This is a genomic window from Pseudomonas sp. B22(2017), assembly GCF_002113105.1.
In the GTDB taxonomy this organism is placed as follows: Bacteria; Pseudomonadota; Gammaproteobacteria; order Pseudomonadales; family Pseudomonadaceae; genus Aquipseudomonas; species Aquipseudomonas asiatica.
In genome coordinates this window covers 375,672-390,203 of sequence record NZ_NEJN01000001.1, presented here as the reverse complement: position 1 = coordinate 390,203, position 14,532 = coordinate 375,672, and the positions used below count along the sequence as shown (strand labels likewise).

Below are 14,532 nucleotides of genomic sequence, written 5' to 3'. Positions count from 1 at the left end.
GCTGCACAGCAGCCCGCAACAATGACCATCCGTCGCCCAGACGGCACCCCACTCCCCGCCCCCAGCCCAACGAATGACAGATCATCCGTAAAGGAGAGGTTCCATGATCCGCATTCGCCCACTTTCACTGTGCCTTGCCCTCGCCCTGGTCAGCGTCACTGGCACCAGCTTCGCCGCCACCGACACAGACACCGACAGCCGCCCGCAAACCGACCAGCACGGTGGCAAGACCGCCGGTGAAGACAGCAGCGTAAACAGCCCAGGTAGCAGCAAAACCAATGACAGCAGCGACACCGGCAGCAACAGCGATGCCGCCGACGGCGCCGCTGGTGGCTCCAACAGCACCGGCGAAGCAACCGGCTCCGGCGCCGGGCACACCGGTGGCACCGCCGAGGACCAGGACAGCCATTGAGGCCGGCCTGGGCTACACTGCGCCGGAACGCCCTGCCAAGGATTCACCATGAACCTCAAACCCTGGCTGCTCGCCGCCCTGCTGCCGTGCAGCGCCTTGGCCGTCGCTGGCAGCCAGGGCGCGATGTCGATCAGCTCATCGTCGTTCACCGATGGCGGCGTGATCGCCTTGCAGCAGGTTGGCCCGGACCCGGCCTGTGGTGCTGGCGAAGAGCGCACCCCGCAACTGAGCTGGGACAACCTCCCCGAAGGCACTCAGTCGCTGGCACTGATCATGTTCGATCCGGACGGCGGCAAGGGTATTGGCGTGGTCCACTGGATCGCCTACAACATCGACCCGGCCCAGGATGGGCTGAAGGAAGGCGTCGCCGGGCTGACCGGGCAAGGCGTGACCGTAGGGCGCGACTCTCGGGGCACGCTCAGCTACCGCGGCCCCTGCCCACCCGCCGGCGACAACCCGCACCACTACGCGCTGACGCTGATCGCCACCGACCTGCCACTGGGTACCCTGCCCGAAGGCCTGGACCGCAGCGGCCTGCTGCAACTGCTGCAAGGCCACGCGCTGGGGGCGCAGAGCCTGGTCGGGCGCTATGGCCACTGAGCCTGGCCGTACCGGAACAATTAAACACCCCCATAGCATTTATCCATTGAATGGCCCAGCCGAACTGAAGTAAGCTCGGGCTCATTCACTGGAGAGCAACATGCCGAAACACACCCGCAACCACGCCAACCACACCGGCCGCACCCTGCGCCCTGTGCTGGCCGTTGCCGGCTGCGTGGCACCTGCCAGCTATTACTTTGGGTATTGGTTTAGCCACTAGGCGCCGATACCCACACGGCGCCCACCTTCGAGGGGCCGCCGAACATGAGAATACTCAAACCCCCGGTCGGCTCCCCGACCGGGGGTTTTGCTTTTCAGGCCTTTGAACAACACCGATTCACATTGAGGACAGATTCATGAACTACGCCACTTATTACTACGCAAACACCTACGCCTGGCGATTTAGCCAATCCCGTTCGGGCCAGCCTGCCGCCTCCGTTCGGTCTTCCACAGGTGGCAATGCAGCAGCCAATACGAATTCAACGATTTGTCGAACACCTCGATAGGGCCGACGACGCGGGCCAGAACCCGCCGTCCGCCCAGGGAAAAAACGCCATGCACGCCTCCAGCCTCGCCCTGACCCAGCCGCAAGCAGCCAACACCACCGTCAGCCAGCGCCTGCCCAGCCCGCACCTGCTCAAGCAGCAAATGCCGCTGTCCAGCGAACTTACCCAGCAAGTCCATGCCCACCGCCAGGCCATTCGCGACATCCTCGAAGGCCGCGACCAGCGCCTGCTGGTGATCGTTGGCCCGTGCTCGATCCACGACCCGCGCTCGGCCCTGGAATACGCCGACCGCCTGGCAGCCCTCAGCCGCGAAGTCGACGACAAGCTGCTGCTGGTGATGCGCGCCTACGTCGAAAAACCCCGCACCACGGTCGGCTGGAAAGGCCTGGCCTACGACCCGCACCTCGATGGCAGCGACGACATGCACGCCGGCATCGCCCTGTCCCGCGGGCTGATGCTGAACATGATCGAACGCGGCCTGCCGGTCGCCACCGAACTGCTGCAGCCAATGGCCGCCGGCTACTTCGATGACCTTCTGGCCTGGGCCGCGATTGGCGCGCGCACCACCGAGTCGCAGATCCACCGCGAAATGGTCAGTGGCCTGGAGCTGCCGGTCGGCTTCAAGAACGGCACCGACGGCGGCATCGCCATCGCCAGCGACGCCATGCGCAGTGCCGCCCACCCGCACCGCCACTTCGGCATGGATGCGCAGGGCTACCCGGCCATCATCGAGACCTTGGGCAACCCGGACACCCACCTGGTGCTGCGCGGCGGCCACAAGGGCCCGAACTTCGACGCCAACAGCATCGCCATGGCCCGCCAGGCGCTGGCCAAGGCCGGGCTGCAGGCGCGGATCATGGTCGATTGCAGCCATGCCAACAGCGGCAAGGACCCGGCGCGTCAGCCGGCGGTTTTCAACGATGTGCTGGCGCAGCGCCTGGCCGGCGACCGCTCGATCGTCGGCGTGATGATCGAAGGGCACCTGTTCGACGGCTGCCAGGCGCTGGGCAAGGGCGCGCTGAAATACGGCGTGTCGATCACCGACGGTTGCCTGGGTTGGGCCTCGACCGAAACCCTGTTGCGCGAGGCGGCACAAAAACTCTAGGCAGCGGGACGCAAGCCTGGCGAGACATACCCTGGACAAGTACGCTAGGCTTGCCTTTTTTACCCCAAGGAGCAGTACCCATGGCCCGTGCAACCGCCCGCCACATCCTGGTCAGCAGCATCGATAAATGCAACGAACTGAAAGCCCAGATCGAAGCAGGCGCCGACTTCGCTGAAATCGCCAAAGCCAACTCCACCTGCCCGTCCAGCCGCCAGGGCGGTGACCTGGGCTCGTTCGGCCCGGGCCAGATGGTCAAGGAGTTCGACACCGTGGTGTTCAGCGCCCCGATCAATACCGTGCAAGGCCCGGTGAAGACCCAGTTCGGCTACCACCTGCTGGAAGTGACCAGCCGCCAGGACTGATTCACCTGTTCAGGTGATGAGATCCCCTGTGGGAGCGGGCGTGCCCGCGAATGCGTCCGAGCATGCAGCCTCGTTGCCTGAGCTGACGCATTCGCGGGCACGCCCGCTCCTACAGAGATTGTGGTGCCTGTTCCTGCTTTGCCTGGCTTTCAACGCCCACGCCGCCTCCACCCACGCCCTCACCGTCTACGGCGAAGCCCCGCGCTACAACGCCAGCTTCCAGCATTTCGACTACGTCAACCCCGACGCCCCCAAAGGCGGCATCCTGCGCCGCTCGGCCATCGAGATTGGCCAGTTCGACCATATCCTGCCGTACATCGACAAAGGCATCGGTGTCAGCGAGGTCGATGGCCTGCTGTACGCGCCACTGGCCGTGCGCTCGTTCGATGAACCCTACACCGTCTACGGCCTGATCGCCCGGCGCATGGAGCGCGGCCCGGAGGATGCCTGGCTGCGTTTCGAGATCGACCCGCGCGCCACCTTCGCCGATGGCAAGCCGGTGCGCGCCGAGGACGTACGCTTTACCTTCGAGCTGCTGATGAGCAAGGGCAGCCTGAGGTATCGCACCCAGTTCGCCGATGTTGCCGCCGTCGTGGTGGAAAGCCCACACAGCGTGCGCTTCGACTTCAAGCCTGACCACGGCCGCACCCTGCCACTGGACCTCGCCAGCTTGCCGGTACTACCCGAACACGACTGGCAGCAGCGCGATTTTGCCAACGGCGCCGGCTTCGACAAGCCGGTCGGCAGCGGGCCGTACCGTATCGGGAGCATCGACAACGGCCGCAGCATCACCTTCCAGCGCGACGCCAACTGGTGGGCGCGCGATCTGCCGGTCAGCCGTGGCCGCTACAATTTCGACAAGCTGCGCATCGAGTACTTCGGTGATACCGAAGTGGCGCGGCAGGTGCTCAAAGGCGGCGGCTACGACTACAACCGCGAGTTCTCCGCCACCGCCTACACCCTGGGCTACAACGGCGCGCAACTGGACGACGGCCGCCTGCAGCGCGCCCACCTGGGCCCGGCCAAACCGCAGGTGGCCCAAGGCTTCGTGTTCAACCTCGACCGGCCGCAGTTCAAGGACCGTCGCGTGCGCCAGGCGCTGGGCATGCTGTGGGACTACGAGTGGAGCAACCGGCAGATGATGCGCAACATGTACATCCGCCAGCAGAGCGTGTTCTCCAATACCCCGCTGGCCGCCCGCCAACTGCCGGATGCCGGCGAGTTGAAACTGCTCGAACCGTTGCGCGGCAAGGTGCCGGACGAAGTCTTCAGCACCGTGTTCACCGCCCCGGTCACCGATGGTTCGGGGATAATCCGCAAGCAGCAGCTGCAGGCACTGGCGCTGCTCGAACAAGCCGGCTGGCGCCCCGAAGGCGACCGCCTGGTGAACAGCCAGGGCACGCCGCTGGCGTTTACCTTCCTCAACGGCCAGGCAGGCATGGAGCGCCTGCTGCTGCCTTGGAAGCGCAACCTGGCCCAGATTGGCGTGACCCTGGACATCCGCAACGTCGATTCGGCCCAGTACGTCAACCGCCTGATGGCACGTGACTACGACATGATCGTTACCGGCTACCCGGTCACCCTGTCGCCTGGCGCCGAGCTGTACAACTATTTCGGCTCGGTAGCAGCCCGCGATCCTGGGTCGAACAACCTGATGGTGCTGCAGGACCCTGCCGTGGACCGCCTGATCGACGGCCTGGTGCGCGCCGACACCCAGGCCGACATGCTGTACCACGCCCATGCCCTGGACCGGGTGCTGCAATGGAACTACTACTGGATCCCCAACTACTACCCACCGGGCAGCTCCACTGTCTGGTGGAACCGCTTCGGCCTGCCCAAGGTCCAGGCTGCCTATGACGAAGGCCTGGACACCTGGTGGGAAGTCAGCCCTGCCGCGCTGACCAACGCGCAAATGGCCGAACGCCGGAAATCCTCGCCATGACCACCTACATACTGCGCCGCCTGCTGCTGATCGTCCCGACCCTGCTGGCGATCCTGCTGGTCAACTTCCTGATCGTCCAGGCCGCACCGGGAGGCCCGGTGGAGCAGGCAGTGGCACGCCTGCAAGGTATCGGCGGTGGCGCTCCCGGTGCCCGGGCCGAGGTGGTGCACGGCGAGTCACGTGCCACCCGTGGCCTGGACCCGAAACTGATCGAGGAGATCAAACGCCAGTACGGCTTCGACAAGTCCGCCCCCGAGCGCCTGTGGCTGATGCTGGGCCAGTACGCCCGGCTGGACTTCGGCAACAGCTTCTTCCGCGGCGCCAAGGTCACCGACCTGATCCTCGACAAGTTGCCGGTAACCCTGTCGCTGGGCTTCTGGGCCACGCTGATCACCTACCTGGTGTCGATCCCGCTGGGCATCCGCAAGGCGGTGCGCCATGGCAGCCGCTTCGATGCCTGGAGCAGTGCACTGATCGTGGTCGGCTATGCCCTGCCCTCGTTCCTGTTCGCCCTGTTGCTGATCGTGCTGTTCGCCGGCGGCACCTCGCTGAGCTGGTTCCCGGTGCGCGGCCTGGTCTCGGACAACTTCGACGAGCTCAGCCTGCTGGGCAAGGTCGCCGACTACTTCTGGCACCTGGTGCTGCCGGTCGGCGCCCTGGTGATCGGCGGCTTCGCCACCCTGACGCTGCTGACCAAGAACGCCTTCCTCGACGAGATTTCCCGGCAATACGTGGTTACCGCCCGCGCCAAGGGCCTGAGCGAACGCCGGGTGCTGTATGGCCACGTGCTGCGCAATGCCATGCTGTTGGTGGTGGCGGGGTTGCCGCAGGCGTTGATCACGGTGTTTTTCGCCGGCTCGTTGCTGATCGAGGTGATCTTCTCGCTCGATGGCCTTGGCCGCATGAGTTACGAAGCGGCCGTGTCGCGCGATTACCCGGTGGTGTTCGGCACGCTGTTCATCTTCACCCTGGCGGGCCTGCTGATCCGCCTGATCGGTGACCTGTCTTACACCCTGCTCGACCCGCGTATCGACTTCGACGCGAGGGCATACTGATGCTTTCGCCGATCTCGCGTCGTCGCCTGCAACGCTTTCGCCGCAACCGCCTCGGCTGGGTTTCGCTGTGGCTGTTCACCGCCCTTTTGCTGCTGAGCCTGTGCGCCGAGCTGGTGGCCAACGACAAACCGCTGCTGCTGGGCTACAAGGGCGACCTGTACGTGCCGGCGCTCAAGCGTTACACCGAGCAGCAGTTCGGCGGCCAGCTGCCGTTCCAGCCAGACTACCGCAGCGCCTATGTACGCCAGTTGATCGAGCAGCAAGGTGGCTGGATGCTGTTCGCCCCCATCCCGTTCAGCGCCGATACCCCCAACTACGACCTGCAGGTGCCCACCCCCAGCCCGCCGAGCGCAAGCAACTGGCTGGGTACCGACGACCAGGGCCGCGACGTGCTGGCCCGGGTGCTATATGGCACGCGGGTATCTTTGCTGTTCGCCTTCGCCCTGACCGTGGTCAGCGTGCTGATCGGGGTGGCGGCCGGAGCCCTGCAGGGCTACCACGGTGGTTGGATCGACCTGGTCGGCCAGCGCCTGCTGGAGGTGTGGTCGGGGTTGCCGGTGCTGTACCTGCTGATCATCCTCAGCGGGTTCGTCGAGCCGGACTTCTGGTGGCTGCTGGGGATCATGGCGCTGTTCTCCTGGCTGACGCTGGTCGACGTGGTGCGCGCAGAGTTCCTGCGCGGTCGCAACCTGGAGTACGTCAAGGCCGCAAGGGCGCTGGGGTTACCAGACAGCCAGGTGATGCTGCGGCACATCCTGCCCAATGCCATGAACGCGACGCTGACCTATGTGCCGTTCATGCTGACCGGGGCGATCACCACCCTGACTGCACTGGATTTTCTCGGGTTCGGCATGCCGGCCGGGAGCGCTTCGCTGGGAGAGCTGGTGACCCAGGGCAAACAGCACCTGGAGGCGCCGTGGCTGGGCTTTACCGCGTTCTTTGCCCTGGCGGTGATTCTGTCGCTGCTGGTTTTTATTGGGGATGCCTTGCGGGAGGCCTTTGACCCCCGGACCTGATCAACGCCTGACTGGCACTTACAGCTTGTGCCAAAGGAATAAGGTCTTGATCCGGCCCAGCCCCCACAAATGCTGTTAGGAAGGCCTTTCGATCCTCCAGCAGACTAATTTGATGTGCATACGAAAATTTTCTTTGCTGCCAATAAAACGGCTCAACACCAATATCCGTAATGATGCCACGATAATCAGAGCCACGCCATGAGATGCCAAAGGCAGTCGAACCGAGCGCTAATACTTCATTTGAGAGTTCATTAAAAGCACGGCGATCCTCACTGAGTTTTCGAAGCGATGCTTTTTGCTGCTCTGAGCCACCCACCAGCGCTTTCGTAACAGCCGCGACGCCCTTGCTCACTTGACGATCGCTGACTCGCACACGTTTTCTGAATGGCCACCTGAAGAGATTAGAAAATTTTAGCCGGCCAATCCTGAACTGTCCGGACGGGTCCACATAGTTTAAAGGGTCGCCTTGGCAATAAGTGTAAGCGTTAATACCTCCGGCCCCAAAGGGGCTTAATGCGTCTGGCGATTCGAAACCCATGCGTTGTGGCTTGAATACGCGATGACCATTCCCTAACAGATACCCACCTGAAGCTGAACACAACCATTCTCCATTATATCCAGGCCTCAACGGATGGATAAGCGCCTGGGCAGAATACCCGAAGGGTAAATACGTATGAATATCAAGCGTGCGATTACACAGAAACGCCAATCCCGTATGCTTCGCATCACTAACTACCATCGTACACTTCTTGCCGGACAACGTTGCCAAGCATGCAGCCTTCACCTGAAATAGCGAGACTGATTCTCCCGCCACTAAAAGGGTAATCATTTTATCAATTTTGTAAAATCGGCGAGTATGCATTTCCTTCACTTGATATCTGGCCGCACTACCCCAACATATATTTTTTACGCGACAATTAAAACTGGCAGTTTTACTAGTGCCACGCACCATTCTAATGACAAGGGGAACAAGGCATACTCCCTTGTTACTCAAAGGGGAGCCCCATGCACGACAGCGACAGCCTCAAGGATTACCCCCAGGTACGACAACTGGCGATCCGCTCGCTTTTCGAAATCATCGAACAGTCCAGCGAAGGCACGGTAATCGTCGACCGCCAGGCGCGCATCGTCTGGATGAACGAACGCTACGCCCGGCGCTTTGGCCTGGCCGACGCGGCAAGCGCTATTGGCCAACCCTGCGAGGCGGTGATCCCGGGCAGCCTGATGCGCGAGGTGGTGAATAATGGCCGGCCAATCCTGCTGGACATGCTCGACACCCCGAACGAGCCGCTGGTGGTTATGCGCCTGCCCATCCACGACGACCAGGGCGCGCTAATCGGTGCCATCGGCTTTGCCCTGTTCGACGAGTTGCGCAGCCTGTCGCCGCTGCTCAAACGCTACTCCAGCATGCAGCAGGAACTGGCCTCGACCCGCTCGCAGTTGCGCGCTCGCCAGGCCAAGTACAGCTTCGCCCAGTTCGTCGGCAGCAGCGCCGCCAGCCTGGAGGCCAAGCGCCGCGCCCGGCGTGGCGCAAGCAGTGATTCGCCGGTGTTGCTGCTGGGCGAAACCGGCACCGGCAAGGAACTGCTGGCCCATGCCATCCATGCGGCGTCGGCGCGGGCGCACAAGGCGTTTGTCAGCATCAACAGTGCGGCGATCCCCGAGACGCTGCTGGAAGCCGAATTCTTCGGTACCGCCCCCGGCGCCTTTACCGGCGCCGACCGCAAGGGCCGCAGCGGCAAGCTGCAACTGGCCGAAGGCGGCACGCTGTTCCTCGACGAGATCGGCGACATGCCGCTGGCCCTGCAGAGCAAGCTGCTGCGGGTGTTGCAGGAGAAGGAGTACGAGCCGGTAGGCTCGAACCAGATGCTGCGCAGTGATGTGCGCATCATTGCCGCCACTTCCATCGACCTGCAGGCCGCCATCGCCCGCGGGGCATTCCGCGCCGATCTGTATTACCGGCTGAATGTGCTGCCGATCGAGGTGCCACCACTGCGGCAACGGCTGGAGGACCTGCCGGCACTGTGCGAGGCCATCCTGGGCGAACTGGGCAGCCAGTATGAGCTCGAGGCCGAAGCGCAGCAGCTACTGGCGCGGCATGCATGGCCGGGGAACATTCGCGAGCTGCGCAATGTGCTGGAGCGGGCCACGCTGCTGGCGGATCAGCCGCGGCTGGGGGTGGCGGATCTTCGGGCGGCATTGGGGCCGTTGAGCCCGGTGGCGGGTGAACCTATGCGGCAGACTTACCGTGAGGCCTGTGAGGCATTTGAGCGCGAGCTGATTGTCGGGGCACTGGCCGAACATGGGGGAAATGTGCCGGAAGCTGCGTCGGCGTTAGGACTGGGGCGGTCAACGCTATATAAGAAGATGGTAGCGCTCGGTCTCTGAGTGGAGACTTTTGTTTCCATTTAGAGACTGTCGCGAGGGCTTTGCCCTCGATCGCGACACGAGGCCGCTCCTACAGGAGATCGCGGTGCACATGTAGGAGCGGCCTTGTGTCGCGATGGGCCGCAAAGCGGCCCCAAAATCTCAAGACAGAGACAAAAATTCAGAAGAAAACAAAATAACCATATAAATCAATGAGTTAAAAACTGGCACGATTCCCGCTATCTCCTGCTCACCGATAAAAACAAGACTCACCCAGGAGACCCACCCCGATGACCGTGCTCATCGCCCTCGCCGCTCTGGCCCTGCTGATGCTGGCTGCCTACCGCGGCTACAGCGTAATCCTCTTCGCCCCCATCGCCGCCCTCGGTGCAGTAATGCTCACCGACCCGTCCGCCGTGGCCCCCGCATTCACCGGGGTATTCATGGAGAAAATGGTCGGTTTCATCAAGCTCTACTTCCCGGTGTTCCTGCTGGGCGCCGTGTTCGGCAAGCTGATCGAGCTGTCCGGTTTCTCGCGCTCGATTGTCGCCGCCGCCATCCGCGTGCTCGGCACCCGCCAGGCGATGCTGGTGATCGTGCTGGTCTGCGCGCTGCTCACCTATGGCGGCGTGTCGCTGTTCGTGGTGGTGTTCGCGGTGTACCCGTTCGCCGCCGAGATGTTCCGCCAGAGCAATATCCCCAAGCGCCTGATCCCGGCAACCATCGCCCTGGGCGCGTTCTCGTTCACCATGGATGCCCTGCCCGGCACCCCACAGATCCAGAACATCATCCCCAGCACCTTCTTCAACACCACCGCCTGGGCAGCGCCATGGCTGGGCCTGATCGGCACATTGTTCGTGTTCTGCGCCGGCATGGCCTACCTGCAGCGCCAGCGCAACAAGGCCCAGCGCGCCGGTGAAGGCTATGGCAGCGACTTGCACAACGAACCGGAGACCGCTGCCGACCTGGCACTGCCCAACCCCTGGCTGGCTCTGTCACCGCTGCTGCTGGTGGGGGTGATGAACCTGCTGTTCACCCACTGGATCCCGCAGTGGTACGGCCCCAGTCACAGCCTGCAACTGCCCGGCATGAGCGCACCGGTGCAAAGCGATGTGGCCAAGCTCACTGCCATCTGGGCGGTGCAGGCAGCGTTGCTGGTGGGCATCCTGATGGTGCTGGTGTGTGCCTTCGGCGCCATCCGTGCCCGCCTGGCCGAAGGCACCAAAAGCGCCGTGGGCGGCGCCTTGCTGGCGGCCATGAACACCGCCTCGGAATACGGCTTTGGCGCGGTGATCGCCTCGCTGCCGGGCTTCCTGGTATTGGCCGACGCCCTGCGCGGCATCCCCAACCCACTGGTCAACGAAGCGATTACCGTGACCTTGCTGGCCGGCATCACCGGCTCTGCCTCGGGCGGCATGAGCATCGCCCTGGCGGCCATGGGCGACACCTTCATCGCCGCCGCCAATGCCGCCAACATCCCGCTCGAAGTACTGCACCGCGTGGCCGCCATGGCCAGCGGTGGCATGGACACCCTGCCGCACAACGGTGCGGTCATCACCCTGCTGGCCGTGACCGGGCTGACCCACCGCGAGGCCTACAAGGACATTTTCGGTATTACCCTGATCAAGACCCTGGCGGTGTTCGTGGTCATCGCCACGTTCTACGCCACCGGCATCGTCTAAGGAGCTTTGCATGACCCTCAAAGGCAAGACCGCACTCGTCACCGGTTCCACCAGCGGCATCGGCCTGGGCATTGCCCAGGTGCTGGCCCGCGCAGGCGCCAACATCGTGCTCAACGGCTTCGGCGACCCTGCCCCGGCGCTGGCCGAGATCGCCCGGCACGGGGTGAAGGCAGTCCATCACCCGGCCGACCTCTCGGACGTGGCCCAGATCGAAGCGCTGTTCGCCGTGGCCGCGCGCGAGTTCGGCGACGTCGACATCCTGGTCAACAACGCCGGTATCCAGCACGTGGCGCCAGTGGAACAGTTCCCGCTGGAAAGCTGGGACAAGATCATCGCCCTCAACCTGTCGGCCGTGTTCCACGCTACGCGACTGGCCCTGCCTGGCATGCGCACGCGCAATTGGGGGCGCATCATCAACATCGCTTCTGTGCACGGCCTGGTCGGCTCTACCGGCAAGGCGGCCTATGTGGCGGCCAAGCACGGCGTGGTCGGCCTGACCAAGGTGGTGGGCCTGGAAACCGCCACCAGTAACGTCACCTGCAATGCCATCTGCCCTGGCTGGGTGTTAACCCCGCTGGTGCAGAAGCAGATCGACGATCGTGCTGCCAACGGTGTCGATCCGCTGCAAGCGCAGCACGATCTGCTGGCAGAAAAACAACCGTCGCTGGCCTTCGTCACCCCCGAGCACCTGGGTGAGCTGGTACTATTCCTGTGCAGCGAGGCCGGTAGCCAGGTTCGCGGTGCCGCCTGGAACGTCGATGGTGGCTGGTTGGCCCAGTGACGGGCGGCCTGGGCCTGGCGGCGGTCTTGCATTCGTTTATCTGCAAGGAGGCCCTATGCGCCCAACCCCGATGACCGCGATTCTGGCCCTGACCCTGGCTGCCGCCGCACCCGCGATGGCAGCCAGCCTGAAGGACGTCGCGCCCTACCCCGAGGCGGAAAAAGGCTTTACCCGGCAGGTCATCCACCTGCCGGCCCAGGCTGATGAGTCGGCCTATCAACTGGAAATCCTCGCCGGCAAGACCCTGAGGGTGGATTGCAATCGCCAGCGCCTGGGCGGCAGCCTGGAGGAACGTACCCTGGAAGGCTGGGGCTACAGCTACTACCGCCTGGACAAGGTCAGCGGCCCGGCCAGCACGCTGATGGCCTGCCCCGATGGCAAGAAGACCGAGGCCTTCGTGCCTGTGGTCGGTGAAGGCTTCATGCTGCGCTACAACAGCAAGCTGCCGGTGGTGGTGTATGTGCCCAAGGACGTCGAAGTGCGCTACCGCGTGTGGACCGCGTCGCAGGACGTGCAAAAGGCTAAAGTAGAGTAAAACGCAAGCCTTTGGCCTTGATGGTGCCTTCATCGCCGGCAAGCCGGCTCCCACAGGTTGGTCACTGCACTCAAGACCTGTGAGGTTCCTGTGGGAGCTGGCTTGCCGGCGATGGGGCCCTTGCAGGCAACAGGAGGTTCGGCATGAACGATGTGCTCTGGCGCCCCTCCACGGCGCAGATCGAGGCCAGCCGGATGGATGCCTTCCGCCGCCGGGTCAACCTGCGTTACAACCTGCAACTCGACGACTACCACGCGCTTCACCGCTGGAGCATCGAGCAGCGCCCTGCCTTCTGGCAAACCGTTGCCGACTACTTCCACGTTCACTGGCATACCCCGCCAAGCCAGGTGCTCAGCGAAGGGCCGCAGATGCCCGATGCCCAGTGGTTCGCCAACGCCACCCTCAACTTCGCCGAACACCTGCTGCGCCGCCGTGACGACCGCCCGGCCCTGGTCGCCGTGCGCGAAGACGGCCAGCGTCAGCTGTTCACCCATGCCCAGCTGGCCGCCCAGGTGGCCGGCCTGCAAACAGCCTTGAAGGCCACCGGCATCGCCCCCGGCGACCGCGTAGCCGCCATCATGCCCAATACCTGGCAGACCCTTGTCGCCATGCTTGCCTGCACAAGCCTCGGTGCGGTCTGGTCCAGCTCCTCGCCCGAGTTTGGCGTGCACGGCATCATCGACCGCTTCGGCCAGATCGAGCCCAAGCTGCTGATCGCCTGCGCCGGGTACCAGTACGCCGGCAAAGCCATCGACCAGGTGGACAAGGTCAACCAGGTGTGCGCGCAGCTGCCCGGGCTGGAACAGTTGATCGTGGTACCCCACACCCGCAGCGGAACGCGTGTCGACGAATTCCAGGCCGCCAATGTCAGCCTGTGGGACGAGTTCTATCAGCCCGGCGGCGAGCCCCGCTTCACCCCGCTGCCCTTCGATCACCCGCTGTACATCCTGTATTCCAGCGGCACCACCGGCGTACCCAAGTGCATCGTCCACCGCGCCGGCGGCGTGTTGTTGCAGCACCTGAAGGAACATGGCCTGCACAATGACCTGAAAGCCGATGACGTACTGTTCTACTACACCACCTGCGGCTGGATGATGTGGAACTGGCTGGTCAGCGGCCTGGCGGTGGGCGCCACGCTGGTGCTGTATGACGGCTCGCCCTTCCATCCCGGCCCCGAGCGGCTGCTGGACCTGATCGACGCCGAGGATATCCAGGCCTTCGGTACCAGCGCCAAGTACCTGGCGGCACTGGAGCAGGCGGGCCTGGAGCCTGCGGCAAGCCACCGCCTGGCGCGCTTGCGCCTGCTACTGTCCACCGGCTCGCCACTGTCGCCACACAGCTACGACTACGTGTACCGCAAGATCAAGGCCGACCTGTGCCTGGCGTCGATGTCCGGCGGTACCGATATCGTCTCCTGCTTCGTGCTGGGCAACCCGACCCTTCCAGTGCGCCGTGGCGAGATCCAGTGCAAGGGCTTGGGCATGGCGGTGGAAGTATGGAACGAGCATGGCCAGCCGGTGCTGGGCGAAAAAGGCGAGCTGGTGTGCACGCGCAACTTCCCGTCCATGCCGCTGGGGTTCTGGAAGGACACGGACGGCAGCCGCTATCACGACGCCTACTTCAGCCAGTTCCCGGGGGTGTGGGCCCAGGGCGACTACGCCGAACAGCGTGCCGACGGCGGGCTGGTGATTCATGGCCGCTCCGATGCCGTGCTCAACCCCGGTGGCGTGCGCATTGGCACGGCGGAGATCTACCGCCAGGTGGAAAAGGTCGAGCAGGTGCTGGAAAGCGTGGCCATCGGCCAGGACTGGCAAGGCGACGTGCGGGTGGTGCTGTTCGTTCGCCTGCGTGACGGCCTGCAGCTGGATGAGGCCCTGCGCCAGCACATCCGCCAGGTGATCCGCCAGTACACCACGCCCCGCCATGTACCGGCGGTGATCGCCCAGGTCGATGACATCCCGCGTACCATCAGCGGCAAGCTGGTGGAGTTGGCGATTCGCAATGTGGTGCATGGCTTGCCGGTGAAGAACACCGACGCCCTGGCCAACCCCGAGGCACTGGAGCAGTTCCGGGATCGCGAGGAGTTGCGCACCCCGTAATGAAGGTATTCACCGTCATTGTGGAAGCGGCCTTGCGTCGCGAAAGGGCTGCAAAGCAGCCCCGGGATTT

The 14,532-nt window shown here is 63.9% G+C and carries 13 protein-coding genes; 12 read left to right on the top strand and 1 reads right to left on the bottom strand.

The features are described 5' to 3' along the window. Positions 1–103: 103 nt before the first annotated feature. The 7 genes from CAG18_RS02040 (at position 104) to CAG18_RS02010 (ending at position 6,998) form a co-directional block, all read left to right on the top strand. On the top strand, positions 104–412 hold the full coding sequence (locus CAG18_RS02040) for a hypothetical protein (RefSeq protein WP_039613437.1): 309 nt from the start codon (positions 104–106) through the stop codon (positions 410–412). Between the two features lie 48 nt (positions 413–460). Beyond that, positions 461–1,012 carry a YbhB/YbcL family Raf kinase inhibitor-like protein gene (locus CAG18_RS02035; RefSeq protein WP_085720110.1) on the top strand — a complete coding sequence of 184 codons (552 nt, stop codon included), beginning with the start codon at positions 461–463 and terminating at the stop codon, positions 1,010–1,012. A 555-nt stretch (positions 1,013–1,567) separates the two neighbouring features. Next, on the top strand, positions 1,568–2,623 hold the full coding sequence (locus CAG18_RS02030) for a 3-deoxy-7-phosphoheptulonate synthase (RefSeq protein ID WP_085720108.1): 1,056 nt from the start codon (positions 1,568–1,570) through the stop codon (positions 2,621–2,623). 80 nt (positions 2,624–2,703) lie between these two features. Next, complete coding sequence (locus CAG18_RS02025) at positions 2,704–2,985, top strand: peptidylprolyl isomerase (RefSeq protein ID WP_015270259.1); 282 nt, start codon at positions 2,704–2,706, stop codon at positions 2,983–2,985. Positions 2,986–2,998: 13 nt separating this feature from the next. Further along, entirely contained in the window at positions 2,999–4,927 is a 1,929-nt protein-coding gene (locus tag CAG18_RS02020) for an extracellular solute-binding protein (RefSeq protein ID WP_085720106.1), read from the top strand. After that, entirely contained in the window at positions 4,924–5,982 is a 1,059-nt protein-coding gene (locus CAG18_RS02015) for a microcin C ABC transporter permease YejB (RefSeq protein WP_015270257.1), read from the top strand. Before CAG18_RS02020 ends, CAG18_RS02015 begins: the two co-directional genes overlap by 4 nt. After that, the gene (locus tag CAG18_RS02010; RefSeq protein WP_015270256.1) at positions 5,982–6,998 is read left to right on the top strand and encodes an ABC transporter permease; all 1,017 of its coding nucleotides are present in this window, start codon (positions 5,982–5,984) and stop codon (positions 6,996–6,998) included. The genes CAG18_RS02015 and CAG18_RS02010 overlap by 1 nt, the downstream gene beginning before the upstream one ends. On the opposite strand, the gene CAG18_RS02005 is transcribed toward CAG18_RS02010, so the two are convergent. Then, positions 6,955–7,860 (bottom strand): RHS repeat-associated core domain-containing protein, encoded by a 906-nt coding sequence (locus tag CAG18_RS02005; protein WP_085986362.1) that lies wholly within the window; start codon positions 7,858–7,860, stop codon positions 6,955–6,957. The genes CAG18_RS02010 and CAG18_RS02005 overlap by 44 nt on opposite strands. A 143-nt stretch (positions 7,861–8,003) precedes the next feature. Between CAG18_RS02005 and CAG18_RS02000 the strand changes: the two genes are divergently transcribed. From CAG18_RS02000 to CAG18_RS01980, 5 genes are all read left to right on the top strand, one after another. Beyond that, entirely contained in the window at positions 8,004–9,386 is a 1,383-nt protein-coding gene (locus CAG18_RS02000) for a sigma-54-dependent Fis family transcriptional regulator (protein WP_015270254.1), read from the top strand. 269 nt (positions 9,387–9,655) lie between these two features. Continuing rightward, positions 9,656–11,047: a GntP family permease gene (locus CAG18_RS01995; RefSeq protein WP_085720104.1), complete on the top strand. Its 1,392-nt coding sequence runs from the start codon at positions 9,656–9,658 to the stop codon at positions 11,045–11,047. 10 nt (positions 11,048–11,057) lie between these two features. Then, positions 11,058–11,828: a 3-hydroxybutyrate dehydrogenase gene (gene hbdH / locus CAG18_RS01990; RefSeq protein ID WP_015270252.1), complete on the top strand. Its 771-nt coding sequence runs from the start codon at positions 11,058–11,060 to the stop codon at positions 11,826–11,828. A 55-nt stretch (positions 11,829–11,883) separates the two neighbouring features. After that, positions 11,884–12,363 carry a serine protease inhibitor ecotin gene (eco, locus tag CAG18_RS01985; protein WP_085720102.1) on the top strand — a complete coding sequence of 160 codons (480 nt, stop codon included), beginning with the start codon at positions 11,884–11,886 and terminating at the stop codon, positions 12,361–12,363. A 143-nt stretch (positions 12,364–12,506) separates the two neighbouring features. Next, complete coding sequence (locus CAG18_RS01980) at positions 12,507–14,462, top strand: acetoacetate--CoA ligase (protein WP_085720100.1); 1,956 nt, start codon at positions 12,507–12,509, stop codon at positions 14,460–14,462. Positions 14,463–14,532 lie beyond the last annotated feature (70 nt).

What these genes read in the sequence shown, in the direction of transcription:
- CAG18_RS02040 (WP_039613437.1), top strand. Translation starts at nt 104, where the DNA reads ATGATCCGCATTCGCCCACTTTCACTGTGCCTTGCCCTCGCCCTGGTC.
- CAG18_RS02035 (WP_085720110.1), top strand. Translation starts at nt 461, where the DNA reads ATGAACCTCAAACCCTGGCTGCTCGCCGCCCTGCTGCCGTGCAGCGCC.
- CAG18_RS02030 (WP_085720108.1), top strand. Translation starts at nt 1,568, where the DNA reads ATGCACGCCTCCAGCCTCGCCCTGACCCAGCCGCAAGCAGCCAACACC.
- CAG18_RS02025 (WP_015270259.1), top strand. Translation starts at nt 2,704, where the DNA reads ATGGCCCGTGCAACCGCCCGCCACATCCTGGTCAGCAGCATCGATAAA.
- CAG18_RS02015 (WP_015270257.1), top strand. Translation starts at nt 4,924, where the DNA reads ATGACCACCTACATACTGCGCCGCCTGCTGCTGATCGTCCCGACCCTG.
- CAG18_RS02010 (WP_015270256.1), top strand. Translation starts at nt 5,982, where the DNA reads ATGCTTTCGCCGATCTCGCGTCGTCGCCTGCAACGCTTTCGCCGCAAC.
- CAG18_RS02005 (WP_085986362.1), bottom strand. Translation starts at nt 7,860, where the DNA reads ATGCATACTCGCCGATTTTACAAAATTGATAAAATGATTACCCTTTTA.
- CAG18_RS02000 (WP_015270254.1), top strand. Translation starts at nt 8,004, where the DNA reads ATGCACGACAGCGACAGCCTCAAGGATTACCCCCAGGTACGACAACTG.
- CAG18_RS01995 (WP_085720104.1), top strand. Translation starts at nt 9,656, where the DNA reads ATGACCGTGCTCATCGCCCTCGCCGCTCTGGCCCTGCTGATGCTGGCT.
- hbdH (WP_015270252.1), top strand. Translation starts at nt 11,058, where the DNA reads ATGACCCTCAAAGGCAAGACCGCACTCGTCACCGGTTCCACCAGCGGC.
- eco (WP_085720102.1), top strand. Translation starts at nt 11,884, where the DNA reads ATGCGCCCAACCCCGATGACCGCGATTCTGGCCCTGACCCTGGCTGCC.
- CAG18_RS01980 (WP_085720100.1), top strand. Translation starts at nt 12,507, where the DNA reads ATGAACGATGTGCTCTGGCGCCCCTCCACGGCGCAGATCGAGGCCAGC.